Origin of the sequence: Micromonospora sp. CPCC 205554, assembly GCF_036902745.1 — a bacterium.
GTDB lineage: Bacteria > Actinomycetota > Actinomycetes > Mycobacteriales > Micromonosporaceae > Micromonospora > Micromonospora tulbaghiae.
Map to the genome: position 1 here is coordinate 84,196 of NZ_JBAKHP010000011.1, position 16,965 is coordinate 101,160.

The following is a 16,965-nucleotide window of genomic DNA, read 5'->3' on the forward strand; positions in this document are numbered from 1 at the left end:
AGGAGGACTTCTCATGGCTCGTTCACCCCGTCCGGGCGCCTCCTCGCCCGCGCTCTCCCGCCGCGGCGTCCTGCAGTTGGGTGGCAGCGTCGCGCTCCTGTTCGCCACCGGCGCCTGCGCCGCGGACAGCGGCAACAAGTCCACCGACGGCAAGTCCGGCGGCGCCTCCGCCAAGACGCTGCGCATCGCGGTCTCCAGCTACCTGTCGAGCTGGGACCAGGACTTCGTCGGCTTCGACCTGACCGCGCTGATGCTCTACAAGAACGTCTTCCCTTACCTGATCGACTACGGGGTCACCAACGCCGGCGGCAGCCAGATCCTCGACACCCAGAACATCACCCCGACGTTCGCCGAGTCGTTCGAGCCGGACGCCGAGCAGAAGGTGTGGACGCTCAAGCTGCGCCGCGGCGTGAAGTTCGCCAGCGGCAACGAGATGAAGGCCGCCGACGTCAAGTGGTCGAAGGACCGCGCGTTCGCCGCCCAGGCCAACGTCGCCGGCGTCTACCGCACCATCGGCCTCACCAGCGCCGACCAGGTCAAGGTCGTCGACGACTACACAGTGGAGTTCCACCAGGCGTTCCCCAGCGCGCTCACCCGGCAGATCCAGGCGATCTCGCTGTACGTCTTCGACTCCGTCGAGGCCAAGAAGCACGCCGGCGCCAGCGACCCCTGGGCCAAGGAGTGGTTCGCGAAGAACCCGCCGACCGGCGGCTACTTCAACGTCGCCAAGGCCACCCAGGGCCAGGAGATCGAGCTCAGCGCGAACACCGGCTACCCGGGCCCGGACCCGGCCAAGACGCCGACCATCCGGATCTCCGTGGTGCCGGCCGCGTCCAACCAGCGCCTCCAGCTCCAGGCCGGTGACATCGACATCGCCCTGGGCATCAGCCAGCGCGACATCCAGGACCTCAAGAAGGCCCCGGGCATCAAGGTCATCTCGGCGGCCAGCAACCGCCAGGTCGCCATCCAGATGTCGGTCACCGCGGCGCCGTTCAACGACGTGAACGTGCGCAAGGCGCTCGCCTACGCCGTGCCCTACGAGCAGATCATCAACAACGTGTACGGCGGCGACGCCCGCGCGGCCAAGAGCCCGGTCCCGCTGGACATGCCCGGGTACGACGAGAGCGGCTACCCGTTCACCCACGACCTGGACAAGGCGAAGGCCGCCATGGCCGCCGCCGGCCGGGCGTCGCTCGACTCCGAGCTGGTCTTCGAGGCCGACAACGAGGAGCAGCAGAAGATCGCCGTCCAGGTGCAGAGCGAGGCGGCCAAGGCCGGCATCCGGCTCAAGCTGACCCCGCTGGACCCGGCGACCCTCGGCGAGCGGCGGACCAAGAAGAACATCCCGCTCCAGATCACCTCCGGGCAGCTCTGGGTGGACGACGTCGAGTACATGCTGGCGACGAGCTTCGTCAAGGGCGCCAACCTCAACTACTCGAACTACAGCAACCCGGAGATCGAGCAGATCTACGAGAAGTCGCACACCACTGTCGACACGGGCGCCCGCAACGCGCTGTGGAAGCGGGTCCAGGAGATCCTCGCCGCCGACGTGCCGTGGGTGGTCATCTGCCAGCCCAACTTCAACCTGCCCGTCCGGGAATCCGTCGCCGGCTGGGTGCAGCCGATGGACGGCCTCGCCCGCCTGCGCTACCTGAGCGCATCGGCCTAGGGACGTCACCCACCCATGCGTATCTTCCGGTTCGTCGCCAGGCGACTGCTCCAGCTGATCCCCGTTCTGCTCGGAGTGGTCGTCCTGGCCTTCCTCCTGGTCCGGGTGCTGCCCGGTGACCCCGTCCGCAGCATCCTCGGGCAGAACGCCACCGAGGAGGACGCCGCCGCGGCCCGGGCCCGCTTCGGGCTCGACCAGTCACTGTGGCAGCAGTTCCTCGACTACCTCGGCGGGCTGCTGACCGGTGACTTCGGGACCTCGATCCAGAGCGGCAGCTCCGTGGGCTCGGAGATGGCGCTCCGGGTGGGTCCGACCCTGGAGCTCGTGGTCATCTCGGTGACCATCGCGCTCGTGGTGGCGACGGTGCTGGGCATCTGGTCGGCCAAGCGGGCCAACCGGGCCGGGGACCACAGCGTCCGGATCTTCGCGCTGGTCGGCAACTCCGTACCGGAGTTCTGGCTCGGCCTGGTGCTGGTGCTCGTCGGCTACAGCATCCTCGGCTGGTTCCCGGCGCCCAACGGCCGGGTCGACCCGGACACCGGCCTGACCCCGCTCACCGGCGCCGATCTCGTCGACGCCGTCCTCACCGCCAACGGGCCGGCGATCGCCTCGGCCGCGGCGTACCTGGTGCTGCCGGTGCTGACCCTTGTGGTCGGCGTGGTCGCCCCGCTGCTGCGCAGCGTCCGGGCCTCCGCGCTGGAGGTGCTGCACTCCGAGTCGTACGCCGCGGCCAAGGCGCACGGGCTGCGCGACCGGACGCTGCACTACGGCTACCTGCTGCGGGCGACGCTGGTCCGGCTGCCGTCGCTCGCCGCGCTGGTCTTCGGCACGGCGATCGGCTCCACCGTGCTCGTTGAGTACGTGTACTCGTGGCAGGGCTTCGGCCAGTGGGCCCTGCGCGGCCTGCTCTACCGGGACTACCCCGTGGTGCAGGCGTCGGTGCTGGTCATCGCGTTGTGCTACGTGCTCGTGTTCCTCATCGCCGACGTGGTCCACGCGATCCTCGACCCGAGAGTGAGGCTCTGATGGCCGAGCTGCGAACCGTTCCCGACGGTCCCGCCGCCGCGCCGGTGGTCGTGCCCGGCGGCGACCGGGACAGCCGTTTCGCCCGCCGCATGATCATCGCCGGGGCGGGCATCCTGTCGGTGGTCGCGCTGGTGGCGGTGTTCGCGCCGCTGCTGAGCCAGTGGGGCGAGACCGAGATCGACGCGGCGAACACCCTGGTCGCGCCGGGCGGCAGCCACCTGCTCGGCACCGACGGCAACGGCATGGACATCTGGAGCCGGATGCTCTACGCCGCCCGGCTCGACCTGGGCATCGCCCTGGCCGCTGTCGCGCTCGCCGTGGTCGTCGGCACGCTGCTCGGCCTGGTCGCCGGCTACTTCGGCGGCTGGCTCGACGACGTGCTGATGCGGGTGGTCGACATCTTCCAGTCGTTCCCCACGTTCATCCTGGCGCTGGCCGTGGCCGCGCTGCTCGGCAACGGCACGATCAACCTGATCATCACGATCGCGGCGGTGAACGCGCCGGCGTACGCCCGGCTGGTCCGCGCCGAGGTGCGGTCGCTGCGGGAACTGCCGTTCGTGGACGCCGCGATCACCTCCGGGGCGTCGCCGGTCGGCGTGCTCTGGCGGCACCTGCTCCCGAACAGCCTCACCCCGGTCCGGGTCATCGCGCCGCTGAACTGCGGCTGGGCCATGCTCACCCTGGCCGGGCTCTCCTTCCTCGGCCTGGGCGTGAGCATCCCCGATGCCGAGTGGGGCGCCATGATCAGCCTCGGCGCCGCGGACGTGGTCGGCGGCCGGTGGTGGACCTCGGTCCCGCCCGGCCTGGCCCTGTTCGTCTGCGTCCTGGGGTTCAGCCTGCTCGGCGAAGGCCTGCAGGACCGCGCCAACGCGAAGCGGCGGTGACCATGCTGTCGATCGAGAACCTCTCCGTGACGATCCGCCGGCCCGGCCGGCAGGTGGCCGCGCTCAGCGACGTGAGCTTCGCCGTACGGCCCGGCGAAGTGGTCGGCCTGGTCGGCGAGAGCGGCGGCGGCAAGAGCATGGTGGCCCGCGCGATCGTCGGGCTGCTGCCCGGCGGCTCGCACGCCACCGGGCGGGTGCTGTTCGGCGACTCGGACGTGCTGCGCATGGACGACACCGCGCTCGCCGCCCACCGCGGGCGCGGGGTGGCGATCTGCTTCCAGAACCCGCGCGGCGCGCTCAGCCCCACCCGCACCATCGGCAAGCAGCTCGTCGACCGGCTCGCCACCCACCAGGAGATGTCCGGCGAGCGGGCCCGGGAGGCGGCGCGCGAGCTGTTCGAGGCGGTCGGCATCCGCAGCCCGCAGCGACGGCTCGACGCGTACGCCCACGAGCTGTCCGGCGGCATGGCCCAGCGCGTGATGATCTCGCTGGCCACCGGCTGCGCGCCGGAGCTGCTGATCGCCGACGAGCCGACCACCGGCCTGGACGTGACGCTGACCCGGGAGATCCTGCGCCAGTTCCGGCACGCCGCCGACACCGACGGCCGGGGCGTCCTGCTGATCTCGCACGACCTGGCGTCCATCGCGGAGGTCTGCGACCGGGTGGTGGTGCTCTACGCCGGTACCGTGGTGGAGAGCGGACCGGCCGCGCAGGTGCTGCGGGAGCCCGCACACCCGTACACCCGGGCGCTGCTGCGCTCGGTGCCGGACGTCGGCGGCCGGCCGGTCGTCGCCACCCCCGGCGCCATGCCGCTGCTCACCGAGGCGCCGCACAACTGCCCGTTCGTCGCCCGGTGCGCGCACGCCGACGGCACCTGCTCGTCCCGGCGCCCGGCCACCGTGCCGGTGCCCGGTGGTGGTGAGTGGTCGCTCGCCTGCTTCCACCCGCAGACCCGGCCGCTGGACGCCGACCTGCCGCAGACGTCGCACACGCCGGTCGCGTCCGGCGCGGTCGCGGCCGGCGCGGACGCGAAGCCCGCCGTGCTGGAGATCGAGGACGCGCACGTCGTCTACCGCAGCCGGTTCGGTTCCGGCGGGCACCACGCGCTGCGCGGCGTCACGCTCCGGCTCGGGCCGGGCGAGACGCTGGGCGTGGTGGGCGAGAGCGGCTGCGGCAAGAGCACGCTCGCGAAGCTCGTGATGGGCCTGGTCGCGCCCACCTCCGGCACCGTCACGGTCGCCGGGCAGGCGCTGGTCGAGCAGCCGGGCCGTCCCCGGCCGCGGGGCCGGGCGCTGCGCCGGGCCCGGACCCGGGCGCAGCTCGTGTTCCAGGACCCGATCGGCTCGCTCAGCCCGCGCCGTCCCGTCGGCGACTCCATCGCCGAGCCGCTGCGCGCCGCGGGGCTGTCCCCGGCCCAACGGCAGGAGCGCGTCACCGCCGTGCTGGATCGGATGGAGCTGGACCGGTCGATCCTCCAGCGCTACCCGCACGAGCTGTCCGGCGGCCAGGCGCAACGCATCGGCATCGCCCGCGCGCTGGTCGGCGAGCCGGACCTGATCGTGTTCGACGAGCCGACCTCGGCCCTGGACGTCACCGTCCAGGCGCAGATCCTCGACGTGATCGCCGACGTGGCGGCCGACGCGGACCGCGCCTCGGTGTTCATCTCCCACGACCTGGCGACAGTGCGCGGGTTCGCCGACCGGGTCGTGGTGCTCTACCTCGGCCGGGTCGTCGAGGAGGGGCCGGTGGACGTCGTGTTCGACACGCCCCGGCACCCGTACACCCGGGCGCTGCTGGGCAGCGCACCCCGCCTCGGCGGGACGACCGGGTCCGACGGCGGGGCCGTCGAGCTGGTCAAGGACCTGGAGGAAGCCGACGCCGCGACCGGGTGCCCGCTGGCCGCCCGGTGCCCGTTCGTCACCGACCGGTGCCGAACGGAACAGCAGGAGCTTCAGTCGTACGGCGAGAGCCGGGCCGCCTGCTGGCGCGTTCCCGAGCTTCCCGCCCTCATCGGAAGGCAGGCTGTCACGCCATGACCCGTCGCCCCATCCGGCTCGCCGTCGACATCGGCGGGACCTTCGTGGACGCCATGGAGCTCGACACGCGCACCAACCGGGTCCGCTTCCGCAAGGCGGCGACGACCCCGGCCCGGCCCGCGGACGGTGTGCTCGCCGCGATCACCGCGCTCGGCACCGACCTGTCCGAGGTGGAGCTGTTCATCCACGGCACCACCCTCGGGCTCAACGCGGTGCTGGAACGTCGCGGTGGCCGGACCGGCATCATCACCAACGAGGGCTTCCGGGACATCTTCCTGATCGGTCGCGGCAACGTGCCGTCCGACCACATGTACGACTTCCAGTACCAGCGGCCGGAGAGCCTCGTGCAGCGCCGCTTCACCGCGGGCGTGCGGGGCCGGCTGGACTACCGGGGCCGCGTGGTGGAGCCGCTGGACCCGGACAGCGTCCGCGAGGCCGCGCGCAGGCTCGTGGTGGACGAGCAGGTCACCTCCATCGCCATCTGCTTCCTGCACTCGTTCCTCGACCCGAGCCACGAGCGGGAGGCCGCGCGCCTGATCCACGAGGAGTTCCCCGAGGTCAGCCTGTCGCTGTCGACCGACATCGTGCGCGAGTACCGGGAGTACGAGCGGACCAGCACCACCGTGCTGGAGGCGTACATCCGGCCGATCTTCGAGCGGTACGTGGACGAGCTGGAGGCCGGCCTGGCCGAGCGCGGCTTCTCCGGGCGCTTCCTGATCATGCGGTCCGGTGGCGGCTCGATGACCAGCGCGGTCGCCAAGACCGCCCCCACGCACACCGTGCTGTCCGGCCCGGCCGGCGGCATCGTCGGCGCCGCGTACGTCGCCTCCGAGCTGGGCCGCGACAACGTGCTCACGTTCGACATCGGCGGCACCTCGCTGGACGCCTGCGTGATCGAGCGCGGCAACCCGGTTGCCGCGTACGAGGCCCAGCTGGAGCACTTCCCGCTGCTCATCCCGACGTACGACATCCGTACCATCGGCGCCGGCGGCGGCTCGATCGCCTGGCTGGACCACGGCCTGCTCAAGGTCGGCCCGCAGAGCGCCGGCGCCGACCCGGGACCGGTCTGCTACGGCCGGGGCGGCACGAAGCCGACTGTCACCGACGCGGCCGTGGTGCTCGGCTACATGGACCCGGACCGCTTCCTCGCCGGCACCATGGGGCTGCGCGACGCCGAGGCGCGCGCGGCGATCGCCGAGCAGCTCGCCGAGCCGCTCGGCCTCACCGTGGAGAACGCGGCGGCGGGCGTGTTCGACGTGCTGCTGGCCCGCACCGTCGGCGCGGTCCGGCAGATCACCGTCGAGCGGGGTCACGACCCCCGGCAGTTCGCGCTGCTCGCGTTCGGCGGCGCCGGGCCGCTGCTGGCCCCGTTGCTGGCGCGGGAGATGGGCATCGGCGAGGTGATCGTGCCGTTCGCGCCCTCCGGCTTCTCCGCCTGGGGCATGCTCTCGGCCGACATCGTCAACGACTTCAGCCGTACCGTGATGGCCACGCTCGACGACGCGGACCTGGCGGAGCTGGAGCAACTGTTCAAGGCCGTCGAGGCCGAGGCGGTCGCGTCGCTGGTGGCGCAGGGCGTGCCGGCCGGCGAGGCGGTGCTGGAGCGGCAGTTCGAGCTGCGCTACCTGGGCCAGGAGCACAGCCTGATGGTCACCGTCGGGCGCGAGCTGGACCGCGACGCCGTCCGCGCCGCGTTCGACGAGACGCACCGCGCCCGCTACGGCCACACGATGGGCAACCCGCTCCAGATCCTCAACCTGCGGGTGCGCGGCATCGGGCGCACCGACCGGCCCGAGCTGGAGACGCTGGCGCGCGGTGACGGCGACCCGGCGCAGGCGCTGCTGACGCACCGCGACGCCTACGACTTCGGGCAGCACGCGGTGGTGCCGTTCGCGGTCTACGACCGGGCCCGCCTGGAGCCGGGCGACACCTTCGACGGACCGGCGCTGGTCGACGAGGGCACCTCCACCACAGTGGTGCCCAGCGGCCAGCGGGTCACCGTCGACGACCACGGATACCTGCTCGTCACCCTGGAGGAAGCCGCATGACCACGCTGGACGGAGCCCAGGTCGAGGTCGTCCGCAGTTATCTGCTGTCCGCCGCGGAGGAGATGCGGGCCACCCTCATCCGTACCTCGTTCAACCCGGTCATCTACGAGGTGCACGACTTCGGCCTGTCGATGTACGACGCCGACCTGCGGCTGGTCGCCGAGGCCACCGGGCTGACGTTCTTCCTCGGCGCGAACGACTTCTCGCTGCGCAAGGGCGTGGAGTACGTGGGCCGGGAGAACCTGCACCGCGGCGACGTGGTGCTGCTCAACTACCCGTACTGGAACGCGGCGCACGCGTACGACGCGACGCTGTTCGCCCCGGTGTTCCGCCCCGACGAGGCCGACCCCGACGCGGACGGCGAGCTGGTCGGCTTCCTCTGCGCCCGCGCGCACTGGATGGACCTGGGCGCCAAGGACCCGGGCTACGTGCTCGACTCGACCGACATGCACCAGGAGGGGCTGATCTTCCCGGGCACCAAGGTCGTGTCCCGGGGCGAGCCGGTGCGCGAGATCCACGAGCTGATCCGCTTCAACTCGCGGATGCCCGACGCGGTGCTCGGTGACCTGCACGCGCAGATCGCCGCGCTGCGCACCGGCGAGCGCCGGATGCTGGAGATCATCGAGAAGTTCGGCCGGGACACGGTCGACCAGGCGATCGACCGCATCATCGCCGACGGTGAGGCCCGCGCCCGCGCGGCGCTGGCGACGCTGCCGCAGGGCACCTGGACCGCCGAGGACTGGGTGGACGACGACGGCATCACCGACGACCCGGTGAAGATGCGCGTCACGGTGACCATCGCCGACGGGCGCTTCGTCGTCGACTTCGCCGGCTCGGCCCCGGCCACCCGCGGCCCGATCAACATGCCGTTCGGGGCGACCGAGGCGATCTGCAAGGTCGTGCTGAAGTCGCTGACGTCGCGGGACGAGCCGTCGAACGCCGGCACCGTGGCGCCGCTGGAGGTGCGGGCGGAGCCGGGCAGCCTGTTCCACGCCGTCTACCCGCAGCCCACGTTCACGCTCTGGACCGGCATCGTCGCGGTGGAGCTGATCCTCAAGGCGCTGGCGCAGGGCATGCCGGACCGGCTGCCCGCGTCCTCCGGCGGCGACGTGCCCGGCTTCATGATGGTCGGCCTGCACCCGGACACCGGCAAGATGTTCGCGGTCAGCAACAACGACCTGGTGGGCTGGGGCGGCACCGCGCAGCACGACGGCATGGACGCCGCCACGCACGTCTCCGGCAGCACCGGCCGGGGCACCCCGCTCGAGGTCATGGAGGCCAAGACCGGGATGTTCTTCGAGCGCTGGGAGATCCGGGCGGACTCCGGCGGCGCGGGCCGGTTCCGGGGCGGCTGCGGCCTGCGGCGGGACATCCGGTTCCTGACCCCCGGCGAGTTCCTGACCGTGATCAAGAAGACCAAGAGCGCGCCGTGGGCGCTGGACGGCGGCGCGCAGCCGGAGCCGAACCAGGTGGTGGTGTTCCCGGGCACCGATCGCGAGCACCGGGTGAGCACCAAGCGCACCGTGGTGGCGGCGGGCGACCGGGTCACCCTGCTCACCGCCGGCGGTGGCGGGCACGGCGACCCGCGCGGCCGCGACCCGGAGGCGGTCCGGCGCGACGTGGCCGAGGGCTACGTCACCCGGGAGGCCGCCCGGGACGTCTACGGAGTGGACCTCGATGGGTGAGCCGGCGGTCGACGGGGCGACCGTCGAGGTCGTCCGCAGTCATCTCGTCTCGGCCGCCGAGGAGATGCGGGCCGCGCTGGTGCGCACCGCGTTCAATCCGGTGATCTACGAGGTGTACGACTTCGGCATCTCCGTCTACGACCGGCGGCTGCGGCTGGTCGCGGAGTCCACGGGGTTGTCCCGCTTCCTCGGCGCCAACGACTACTCGCTGCGCAAGGGCGTCGAGTACGTCGGCCGGGAGAACCTGCACCGCGGCGACGTGGTGCTGCTCAACTACCCGTACTGGAACGCGGCGCACACGTACGACGCGACGATGTTCGCGCCGGTCGTGCTGCCGGACAGTGAGGAGCTGATCGGTTTCCTGTGCATCCGGGCGCACTGGATGGACCTGGGCGCCAAGGATCCCGGTTACGTGCTCGACTCCACGGACATGCACCAGGAGGGGATCATCTTCCCCGGCACGAAGGTGTACGACCGCGGTGAGCCGGTGCGCGAGATCCACGAGCTGATCCGGTTCAACTCGCGGATGCCGGAACTCGTCCTCGGCGACCTCAACGCGCAGATCGCCGCGCTGCGCACCGGTGAGCGGCGGGTCACCGAGCTGTACCGCGACTACGGCCCGGCGGTGGTCGACGCGGTCGTCGACCGGGTGATCGCCGCCGCCGCCGAGCGCGCCGGGGAGGCGGTGGCCGCGCTGCCGCAGGGCACCTGGACCGCCGAGGACTGGCTCGACGACGACGGCGTCAGCGACGACCCGATCCGGATGCGGGTCACCGTCACGGTCGCCGACGGCGAGTTCACAGTGGACTTCGCCGGGTCGTCCCCGGCGGTGCCCGGGCCGGTGAACCTGCCGCTGGGCGCCACCATCGCCACCTGCCGGGTCGCGTTCAAGGGCGTCACCACGCCGCACGAGCAGACCAACGCCGGGCACTTCGCGCCCCTGCGGGTACGCGCCGAGCCCGGCACGCTGTTCCACGCGCAGTACCCGGCCGCCACGTTCACCCAGTGGACCGGCACCGTCGCGCTGGAGCTGATCCTCAAGGCGCTGGCGCAGGGCATGCCGGACCGGCTCGCCGCCTCCTCCGGCGGCGACGTGCCCGGGTTCATGATGGTCGGCCGGCACCCGGACACCGGCGACATGTTCGCGGTCAGCAACAACGACCCGGTCGGGTGGGGCGGCACGCCCCGGCACGACGGCATCGGACCGGCGAACCACCTGTGCCAGACCCAGGCGCGCAACACGCCGGTCGAGGTGCTGGAGTCGAAGACCGGGATGTTCTTCGAGCGGCTGGAGATCCGTACGGACTCCGGTGGCGCCGGCCGGTTCCGGGGTGGCTGCGGCCTGCGGCGGGACATCCGGTTCGTGACGCCGGGCGAGTTCCTGACGGTGATCAAGAAGACGAAGAGCGCGCCGTGGGCGCTGGACGGCGGCGAGCAGCCGGAGCCGAACCAGGTGGTGGTGTTCCCGGGCACGGACCGGGAGCACCGGGTGAGCACACGGCGTACCGCGGTGGCGGTGGGGGACCGGGTGACGTTGCTGACCGCCGGTGGCGGCGGGCACGGTGACCCGAGGAGCCGGGATCCGGAGGCGGTGCGACGGGACGTGGCCGAGGGCTACGTCTCCGCCCGGGCCGCCCGAGATGTTTATGGAGTGATCGCGTGAGTGCCGCCTATTCGCCCGAGCAGCCGAGCCTGCTGCTCGGCAACTGCACAGTGCTGGACGCCCGCGTGGTGGACGGCATGGCGCCCGTGACCGGCGCCGGGGTGTGGGTCCGGGGTGACCGGATCGCCGCCGTCGGGCCGTACGCCGAGGTGGCCGAGCAGGCGCGCGCCGCCGGCCGGCTGACCGAGGTGGACCTCGACGGCGCGTACCTGACGCCCGGTCTGGTCAACATGCACACCCACTTCTCGCTGTCGCTGCCCGGCTCCGCCGGCGAGGGCGTCAAGGGGATGGGCGCGTACGACCTCGCCCACTACATGGCCGACGGGGCGCGGCGCACGCTGCACTCCGGCGTGACCACCGTGCGCTGTGTGGCGGAGAAGGACCACGCCGACTTCGCGTTGCGGCGGGCGATCAACGCCGGGCGCGTGCCGGGTCCGCGTATCTACACCGCCGGCCGGGCGCTGGTGTGCACCGGCGGGCACGGCCACGAGAGCAACGACACGCTCGAATGCGACGGCCCGGTGGGCTTCCGCCACGGCGTGCGCAGCCAGATCAAGGCCGGAGCGGACCTGATCAAGGTGATGATCTCGGGCGGCATCGCCGGTGAGCACGAGAGCATCCACACGCCCCAGTTGTTCGCCGACGAGATGACGGCGGTGATCGAGACCGCGCACGCGTGGGGCCGCAAGGTGACCGCGCACGCCGGACCGGCCGACGTGATCGGCGCGGCCGTGGAGCTGGGGCTGGACTGCGTGGAGCACGGCTACCAGCTCACCCCGCAGGTCGCGGCGCGGATGGCCGAGCGCGGCACCGCGCTCGTGCCGACGCTGCTGGTGACCCGGTGCAAGGAGTTCTTCGACGAGCTGGGCGTACCGGAGTGGATGCAGTGCCGGTCGCTCGGCGCGGGCCCCCGGCACCTGGAGAGCTTCGACATGGCGATCGCGGCCGGGGTGGAGGTGCTGCTCGGCAGCGACATGCCGCCGTTCTGGGACTTCGAGGGCACCACCGCCTCGATCCGCGAGCTGGAGTACATGTCCGAGCGGATCGGCACCGCGCGGGCCATCCACGCCGGCACCCTCGGGCCGATCCGGTGGCTCGGCGCGGAGTCGGACCTCGGCACGGTCGAGGCCGGCAAGCTGGCCGACCTGATCGCGACCGACGCCGACCCGCTGGCCGACACCTCGGCCTTCCGGGACGTGCGGTGGGTGATGAAGGGCGGGCAGATCGCCCGCGACGACCGGAACCAGGAGGAGACGCGATGACGTTCGCGCAGGCAGGTGCGGCGGCGATCGCCGCCGGCATCGATGACATGTACGACGCGTTCCTCGCCGGGGACCAGCAGCGGTTCGACACACACCTGCACCCCGAGGTGACCACCTGGGAGACGCACCTGCCCGGTCCGCTGCGGACCCGCGCCGAGCTGGACGAGTACCGTGCCCGGCGGGACGCCGCGGGGCAGCGGCCCCGGCTGGCGGTGCTCGCCGCGCGGGACAAGCGCATCGACGTCTGGGACGACTTCGGCGTGGCCCGGTACGAGCTGGTCGCGCAGCTCGGCCCGGACGACGAGCCGGAGATCACCCGGGTCACCGACGTGGTGCGCCGGATCGACGGCCGCTGGGTGATCGTGCACCACCACGCCGAGCTGGTCCGGGAACCGGTGGGCGCGGCGTGATCCGGCGGCTGGTCGCCGGGCGGACCGGCGAGCCGGCGGACGTGCTGTCGGTCGCCTGCCTGCCCGACGACCCGCCGCCCGGCCCCGGTGAGGTACGGCTCGCCGTGCGTACGGTGGGGCTGAACTTCCTGGACGTCATGCTCTGCCGGGGCGAGTACCCGGTGCGGCCGGACCCGCCCATGACACCCGGGGTGGAGGCGGCCGGACGGGTCGTCGCCGCCGGCGCCGGGGCCGGGCACCTGCTGGGTCAGGAGGTGCTCGCCTGCCCGGCGCTGCCGCGCGGCGCGCTCGGCACGACCGTCACCGTGGACGCCGCGGTGGTGGTGCCGCGGCCGTCCACCGTCGACCCGGTGACCGCCGCGGCGCTGCCGGTCACCTACCAGACCGCGTGGTTCGCGCTGGAACGAGCCGGCGTCACCGCCGGGCGGACGGTGCTGGTGCACGCGGGCGCCGGCGGGGTGGGCATCGCCACGATCCAGCTCGCCGTCGCCCGCGGCGCGCGGGTCCTGGCCACCGCGGGCGGTCCGGCCAAGACGGCGATCTGCCGCGACCACGGCGCCCAGGTGGCGATCGACTACACGGCGGAGGACTTCGTGCCCGCCGTGCTCGCGGCCACCGGCGGCCGGGGCGTGGACGTCGTGGTGGACCCGGTGGGCGGCGACGTGTTCGCCCGATCCTGGGACTGCCTGGCGTTCGAGGGCAGCCTGGTCGCCGTGGGCGCGGCCGGTGGTACTCCGCCGCCGGTCGACCCGCTGCGGCTGATGGCGGCCAACGCGACGCTCGTCGGCCTCTCCTGGGGCTCGCAGTACCCGTGGCGTAGGGCGAGCGCCGTCGAGGCCGCCTACCAGGAACTGTTCGACATGTGCGTCTCCGGCGCGGTCCGGCCGCCGGTCAGCCGCGTGGTGTCGCTGGACGAGGCGCCCGCGGCGCTGACCGAGCTGGCCGAACGCCGGACCACCGGCAAGATCATCGTACGGATCGAGGAGGGGGAGGGGCCGTGAGCGACAGCGACGACGGCGACATGGAGATCTACGACCTGAAGGTGACAGTCGACCGGATCGAGGGCCGGTCGGTGTGCGGCATGGCCGTGGGCGACCACTTCGAACTCACCAACAGCGCCCACCTGCGCCTGCCCGAGGGAAAGCACTTCTGCGTGTACGCGCTCGCCTCGGTGCTGCCCTTCCTCGCCGCCAAGCAGCGTGACCTGGCGCCGGGGGACTGGCTGGCCCAGGACTCCCACTTCATCTGCCCCGACCCGGAGGAGCGGCTCGTCATGAAGGTGGAACGGACCTGCCGGCGCACGATGAACTCGGCGGACCTGACGTGACTGTCGAGATCGGACTCGGCCTGCAGAGCGACAAGCCGGCCGGCGCCTACGCCCGGCTGGCCCGCGCCGCCGAGGCGCACGGCTTCGACGTGCTCACCGTCTTCGGCGACCTGATGTACCAGCCGCCGATCTTCCCGCTGCTGGAGATGGCGCAGGCGACCGAGCGGGTACGCCTCGGCGCGGCCTGCCTGAACCCGTACTCGATGGCGCCGTACGAGATCGCCGGTCAGATCGCCGCCCTGGACCTGGCCTCGCACGGGCGGGCCTACCTGGGTCTGGCCCGGGGGACCTGGCTGGGCGCTGTCGGCCTGCCGCAGCCGCGGCCGCTGACCACCATCGAGGAGGCCGTCCAGGTCGTCTACCGCCTGCTGCGCGGCGACCGCAGCGGCTTCACCGGCCGGGTCTTCTCGCTCGCCCCCGGCACCGCGCTGCGCTACGACGTGCAGCGGCCCGACCCGCCGCTGCTGCTCGGCGCGTGGGGTCCGCAGGGCGCGGCGCTGGCTGGCCGGATCGCCGACGAGATCAAGGTGGGCGGCAGCGCCAACCCCGACATGGTCCCGGTGATCCGCGAGCGGCTGCGGACCGGCGCGGAGAAGGCCGGACGCGACGTCGCGGACGTCGGCATCGTGCTCGGCGCGGTCACAGTCGTCGACACCGACGGCGAGGCGGCCCGCGCGAAGGCCCGCACCGAGGTGGCCATGTACCTGGCTGTGGTGGCCGAGCTGGACCCGACCGTCGAGATGCCCGACGACCTGGTCAAGCGCGTCGGCGAGCTGGTCGACGCGGGCGAGGACGAGGCGGCGGGCCGGCTGATCCCGGACGACGTGCTCGACCGGTTCGCCTTCTCCGGCACCCCGGAGCAGGTCGCCGCGCAGGCCCAGGCGCTCATCGACGCGGGCGTACGCCGGGTCGAGTTCGGCACGCCGCACGGCCTCACCGACGAGCGTGGCGTGGACCTGCTCGGCTCGGCCGTCCTGCCGCTGCTGCGCAGGTGAGTCCGATGCGGCTCACCGTCCTGGCCGGCCCCGGCCTGGTGGCCGACCCGGCCCTGCTGGCGTCGTTGACCGCCGCCACCTGCGCCGACCTCGGCGTCACCGGCCGGGTCGTCACCGCCGGCTCGGCCGACGAGATGCGCTCGCTGCTCGCCGCGACGGACCAGCCGGTGGTGGCGCTGCCCGGCCCCACCCCCGCAGCGCGTGCCCTGATCGGCGCGCAGCCGTCCGGCGTGGTCTGGTACGACCTGACCGTCGAGCCGCCGGTGCCCGGCGCGGTCCACCTGGCCGGGCGGGGACTCTGGGGCCTGGCCTGGGCGATCCGGCACGCCGTGCACCGCCTCCGCGCGCCGGCCGGCCGGATCGCCTACGGGCCGGACCCGGACCAGTGGGGTGACCTGCGACTGCCGTCCATCCCGCACACCGGCCCGGCGCCGGTCGCGGTGCTGCTGCACGGCGGGTTCTGGCGGTCCGTCTGGGGAGCGGACCTGATGGACGCGCTCGCCGTCGACCTGGCCCGGCGCGGGTACGCGTCCTGGAACCTGGAGTACCGGCGTCCGGACCGGCACGGCTGGGACGCGACCGCACAGGACGTGGAGGCTGGCCTCGTCGCGCTGCGGGAGCTGGCCCGCGACCGGCCGCTGGACCTGGACCGGATCGTCGTGCTGGGACACTCGGCGGGTGGGCAGCTCGCGCTGCGTGCCGCGGCGGATCTGGCCGCGCGTACGGGCGGCCCGCATGTCGCGCTCGCGGTGTCGCTGGCCGGGGTGCTCGACCTCACCGAGGGCGAGCGGCGTCACCTCGGCGACGGCGCGGTGGCCGCGGCGGTGGGCGGTTCACCGGTGACGGCTCCGCGCCGGTACGCCGAGAGCGACCCGATGCGACGGCTGCCGACCCGAGTGCCCACCCTGCTCGTGCAGGGCACCGAGGACAGCCTCGACCTCGTCGACGCCAACCGGCGCTACGCCGTGGCGGCGGCCGACGCGGGAGACGACGTCCGCCACCTCGAACAGCCGGGGGACCACTTCGCCGTCATCGACCCGGCGTCGGTCATCTGGCAGGACACGATGACCGCCGTGGACGCCCGCCTCGGTCGCTGACGCCGAATCGCCCTCCGCGTTCACCTACGTGAAACCGGAGGGTGATTCGTGTGCCCGGCGCGCGGGTCAGAACAGGCGGGGCGTGACGACCGAGACCACAGTCGTCACCGCGTCGGTGTCGTTGTAGAGCTGGTGCGGCACCGACGAGCGCAGGTGCACGCTGTCGCCCGGGAACAGCCGGTGCTCGACGCCCTCGACCTCGTAGAGCAACTCGCCGGAGATGACGTAGGCGAACTCCTCGCCCCGGTGGCCGTACGCGTTCTCCCGGCGCCCGCCCGGCGCGATGTGCACGAGCATCGGTTCGAGCACCAGGTCCGGCCCCCGGTCGGAGAGCATGCGGTAGGTCTGCTGCCCGGACACGTACTGCGTGGCGGCCGTCTCCGCCCTGGTCAGCGTGAAGTGACGGGGAAGCGAGGAGACGGTGCTGTCGGTCGAGGCGGTGCCGGCGTCGAAGAAGTCGGCCACCGACCGGTCGAGCGCCTTGGCGACGCTGCCGAGCGCGGTCAGGCCGATGGAGGAGATGCCACGCTCGACCTGGGACAGGAAGCCGATGGACAGCCCGGAGCGGGAGGCGAGGCCGCGCAGCGTCAGCCCGCGCTCCTTGCGGTAGCGCCGGATCCGGCCGCCGACGACGCCCGCCGGTGTGCTCTCGTCCGCGGCGCCACCGGAGCCGGCCTGCTCCGACGGCGGCTGACTGTTCATGGGCCGCACGAGGACCTCCTGTCGAGGTGGCGGGACGTCCGCCGGGATGTTCGATGCTATCGAACATCCCGGCAGGTCCGCGAGAGGAGTGCACCGAATCTCGCTGTGCGGATCGGCCAGCCGGCGGCGACATCCCTCGTGGACGGCGTCCGGGCAACCCA

Annotated in this window: 14 protein-coding genes; 13 read left to right on the forward strand and 1 reads right to left on the reverse strand. The window is 72.8% G+C overall.

The window, feature by feature from the left end; genetic code table 11:
* The first annotated feature begins 13 nt into the window (after nt 1-13).
* Genes V6U82_RS16965 through V6U82_RS17025 form a run of 13 tightly spaced genes read left to right on the forward strand, consistent with a single transcriptional unit; the run spans nt 14 to nt 16,102 of the window.
* Complete coding sequence (locus V6U82_RS16965; protein ID WP_128138123.1) at nt 14-1,669, forward strand: ABC transporter substrate-binding protein; 1,656 nt, start codon at nt 14-16, stop codon at nt 1,667-1,669.
* Between the two features lie 15 nt (nt 1,670-1,684).
* Nucleotides 1,685-2,695: an ABC transporter permease gene (locus V6U82_RS16970; protein ID WP_128138124.1), complete on the forward strand. Its 1,011-nt coding sequence runs from the start codon at nt 1,685-1,687 to the stop codon at nt 2,693-2,695.
* A complete protein-coding gene (locus tag V6U82_RS16975) occupies nt 2,695-3,579 on the forward strand; it encodes an ABC transporter permease (RefSeq protein WP_334462290.1) in 885 nt (294 codons plus the stop codon). The genes V6U82_RS16970 and V6U82_RS16975 overlap by 1 nt, the downstream gene beginning before the upstream one ends.
* 2 nt (nt 3,580-3,581) lie before the next feature.
* Nucleotides 3,582-5,615: an ABC transporter ATP-binding protein gene (locus V6U82_RS16980; protein ID WP_334462447.1), complete on the forward strand. Its 2,034-nt coding sequence runs from the start codon at nt 3,582-3,584 to the stop codon at nt 5,613-5,615.
* Entirely contained in the window at nt 5,612-7,663 is a 2,052-nt protein-coding gene (locus tag V6U82_RS16985; RefSeq protein WP_128137860.1) for a hydantoinase/oxoprolinase family protein, read from the forward strand. The genes V6U82_RS16980 and V6U82_RS16985 overlap by 4 nt, the downstream gene beginning before the upstream one ends.
* The gene (locus V6U82_RS16990) at nt 7,660-9,348 is read left to right on the forward strand and encodes a hydantoinase B/oxoprolinase family protein (protein WP_334462294.1); all 1,689 of its coding nucleotides are present in this window, start codon (nt 7,660-7,662) and stop codon (nt 9,346-9,348) included. Before V6U82_RS16985 ends, V6U82_RS16990 begins: the two co-directional genes overlap by 4 nt.
* On the forward strand, nt 9,341-11,011 hold the full coding sequence (locus V6U82_RS16995; protein WP_128137862.1) for a hydantoinase B/oxoprolinase family protein: 1,671 nt from the start codon (nt 9,341-9,343) through the stop codon (nt 11,009-11,011). The genes V6U82_RS16990 and V6U82_RS16995 overlap by 8 nt, the downstream gene beginning before the upstream one ends.
* Nucleotides 11,008-12,273, forward strand: coding sequence for an amidohydrolase family protein (locus tag V6U82_RS17000; RefSeq protein WP_334462296.1), 1,266 nt, complete (start codon nt 11,008-11,010; stop codon nt 12,271-12,273). The genes V6U82_RS16995 and V6U82_RS17000 overlap by 4 nt, the downstream gene beginning before the upstream one ends.
* Nucleotides 12,270-12,683, forward strand: a complete 414-nt coding sequence (locus V6U82_RS17005; protein ID WP_120570821.1) for a nuclear transport factor 2 family protein — start codon at nt 12,270-12,272, stop codon at nt 12,681-12,683. Before V6U82_RS17000 ends, V6U82_RS17005 begins: the two co-directional genes overlap by 4 nt.
* Nucleotides 12,680-13,684 (forward strand): zinc-binding dehydrogenase, encoded by a 1,005-nt coding sequence (locus V6U82_RS17010; protein ID WP_334462300.1) that lies wholly within the window; start codon nt 12,680-12,682, stop codon nt 13,682-13,684. Before V6U82_RS17005 ends, V6U82_RS17010 begins: the two co-directional genes overlap by 4 nt.
* Complete coding sequence (locus tag V6U82_RS17015) at nt 13,681-14,010, forward strand: TIGR04076 family protein (protein ID WP_120570819.1); 330 nt, start codon at nt 13,681-13,683, stop codon at nt 14,008-14,010. Before V6U82_RS17010 ends, V6U82_RS17015 begins: the two co-directional genes overlap by 4 nt.
* Complete coding sequence (locus V6U82_RS17020; protein ID WP_128138662.1) at nt 14,007-15,005, forward strand: LLM class flavin-dependent oxidoreductase; 999 nt, start codon at nt 14,007-14,009, stop codon at nt 15,003-15,005. The genes V6U82_RS17015 and V6U82_RS17020 overlap by 4 nt, the downstream gene beginning before the upstream one ends.
* Nucleotides 15,006-15,010: 5 nt before the next feature.
* Complete coding sequence (locus V6U82_RS17025) at nt 15,011-16,102, forward strand: alpha/beta hydrolase (RefSeq protein ID WP_318273175.1); 1,092 nt, start codon at nt 15,011-15,013, stop codon at nt 16,100-16,102.
* A gap of 66 nt (nt 16,103-16,168) precedes the next feature.
* On the opposite strand, the gene V6U82_RS17030 is transcribed toward V6U82_RS17025, so the two are convergent.
* Nucleotides 16,169-16,804 carry a helix-turn-helix domain-containing protein gene (locus V6U82_RS17030; protein ID WP_258545320.1) on the reverse strand — a complete coding sequence of 212 codons (636 nt, stop codon included), beginning with the start codon at nt 16,802-16,804 and terminating at the stop codon, nt 16,169-16,171.
* Between the last annotated feature and the right edge of the window lie 161 nt (nt 16,805-16,965).

What these genes read in the sequence shown, in the direction of transcription:
- V6U82_RS16965 (WP_128138123.1), top strand. Translation starts at nt 14, where the DNA reads ATGGCTCGTTCACCCCGTCCGGGCGCCTCCTCGCCCGCGCTCTCCCGC.
- V6U82_RS16970 (WP_128138124.1), top strand. Translation starts at nt 1,685, where the DNA reads ATGCGTATCTTCCGGTTCGTCGCCAGGCGACTGCTCCAGCTGATCCCC.
- V6U82_RS16975 (WP_334462290.1), top strand. Translation starts at nt 2,695, where the DNA reads ATGGCCGAGCTGCGAACCGTTCCCGACGGTCCCGCCGCCGCGCCGGTG.
- V6U82_RS16980 (WP_334462447.1), top strand. Translation starts at nt 3,582, where the DNA reads ATGCTGTCGATCGAGAACCTCTCCGTGACGATCCGCCGGCCCGGCCGG.
- V6U82_RS16985 (WP_128137860.1), top strand. Translation starts at nt 5,612, where the DNA reads ATGACCCGTCGCCCCATCCGGCTCGCCGTCGACATCGGCGGGACCTTC.
- V6U82_RS16990 (WP_334462294.1), top strand. Translation starts at nt 7,660, where the DNA reads ATGACCACGCTGGACGGAGCCCAGGTCGAGGTCGTCCGCAGTTATCTG.
- V6U82_RS16995 (WP_128137862.1), top strand. Translation starts at nt 9,341, where the DNA reads ATGGGTGAGCCGGCGGTCGACGGGGCGACCGTCGAGGTCGTCCGCAGT.
- V6U82_RS17005 (WP_120570821.1), top strand. Translation starts at nt 12,270, where the DNA reads ATGACGTTCGCGCAGGCAGGTGCGGCGGCGATCGCCGCCGGCATCGAT.
- V6U82_RS17025 (WP_318273175.1), top strand. Translation starts at nt 15,011, where the DNA reads ATGCGGCTCACCGTCCTGGCCGGCCCCGGCCTGGTGGCCGACCCGGCC.
- V6U82_RS17030 (WP_258545320.1), bottom strand. Translation starts at nt 16,804, where the DNA reads ATGAACAGTCAGCCGCCGTCGGAGCAGGCCGGCTCCGGTGGCGCCGCG.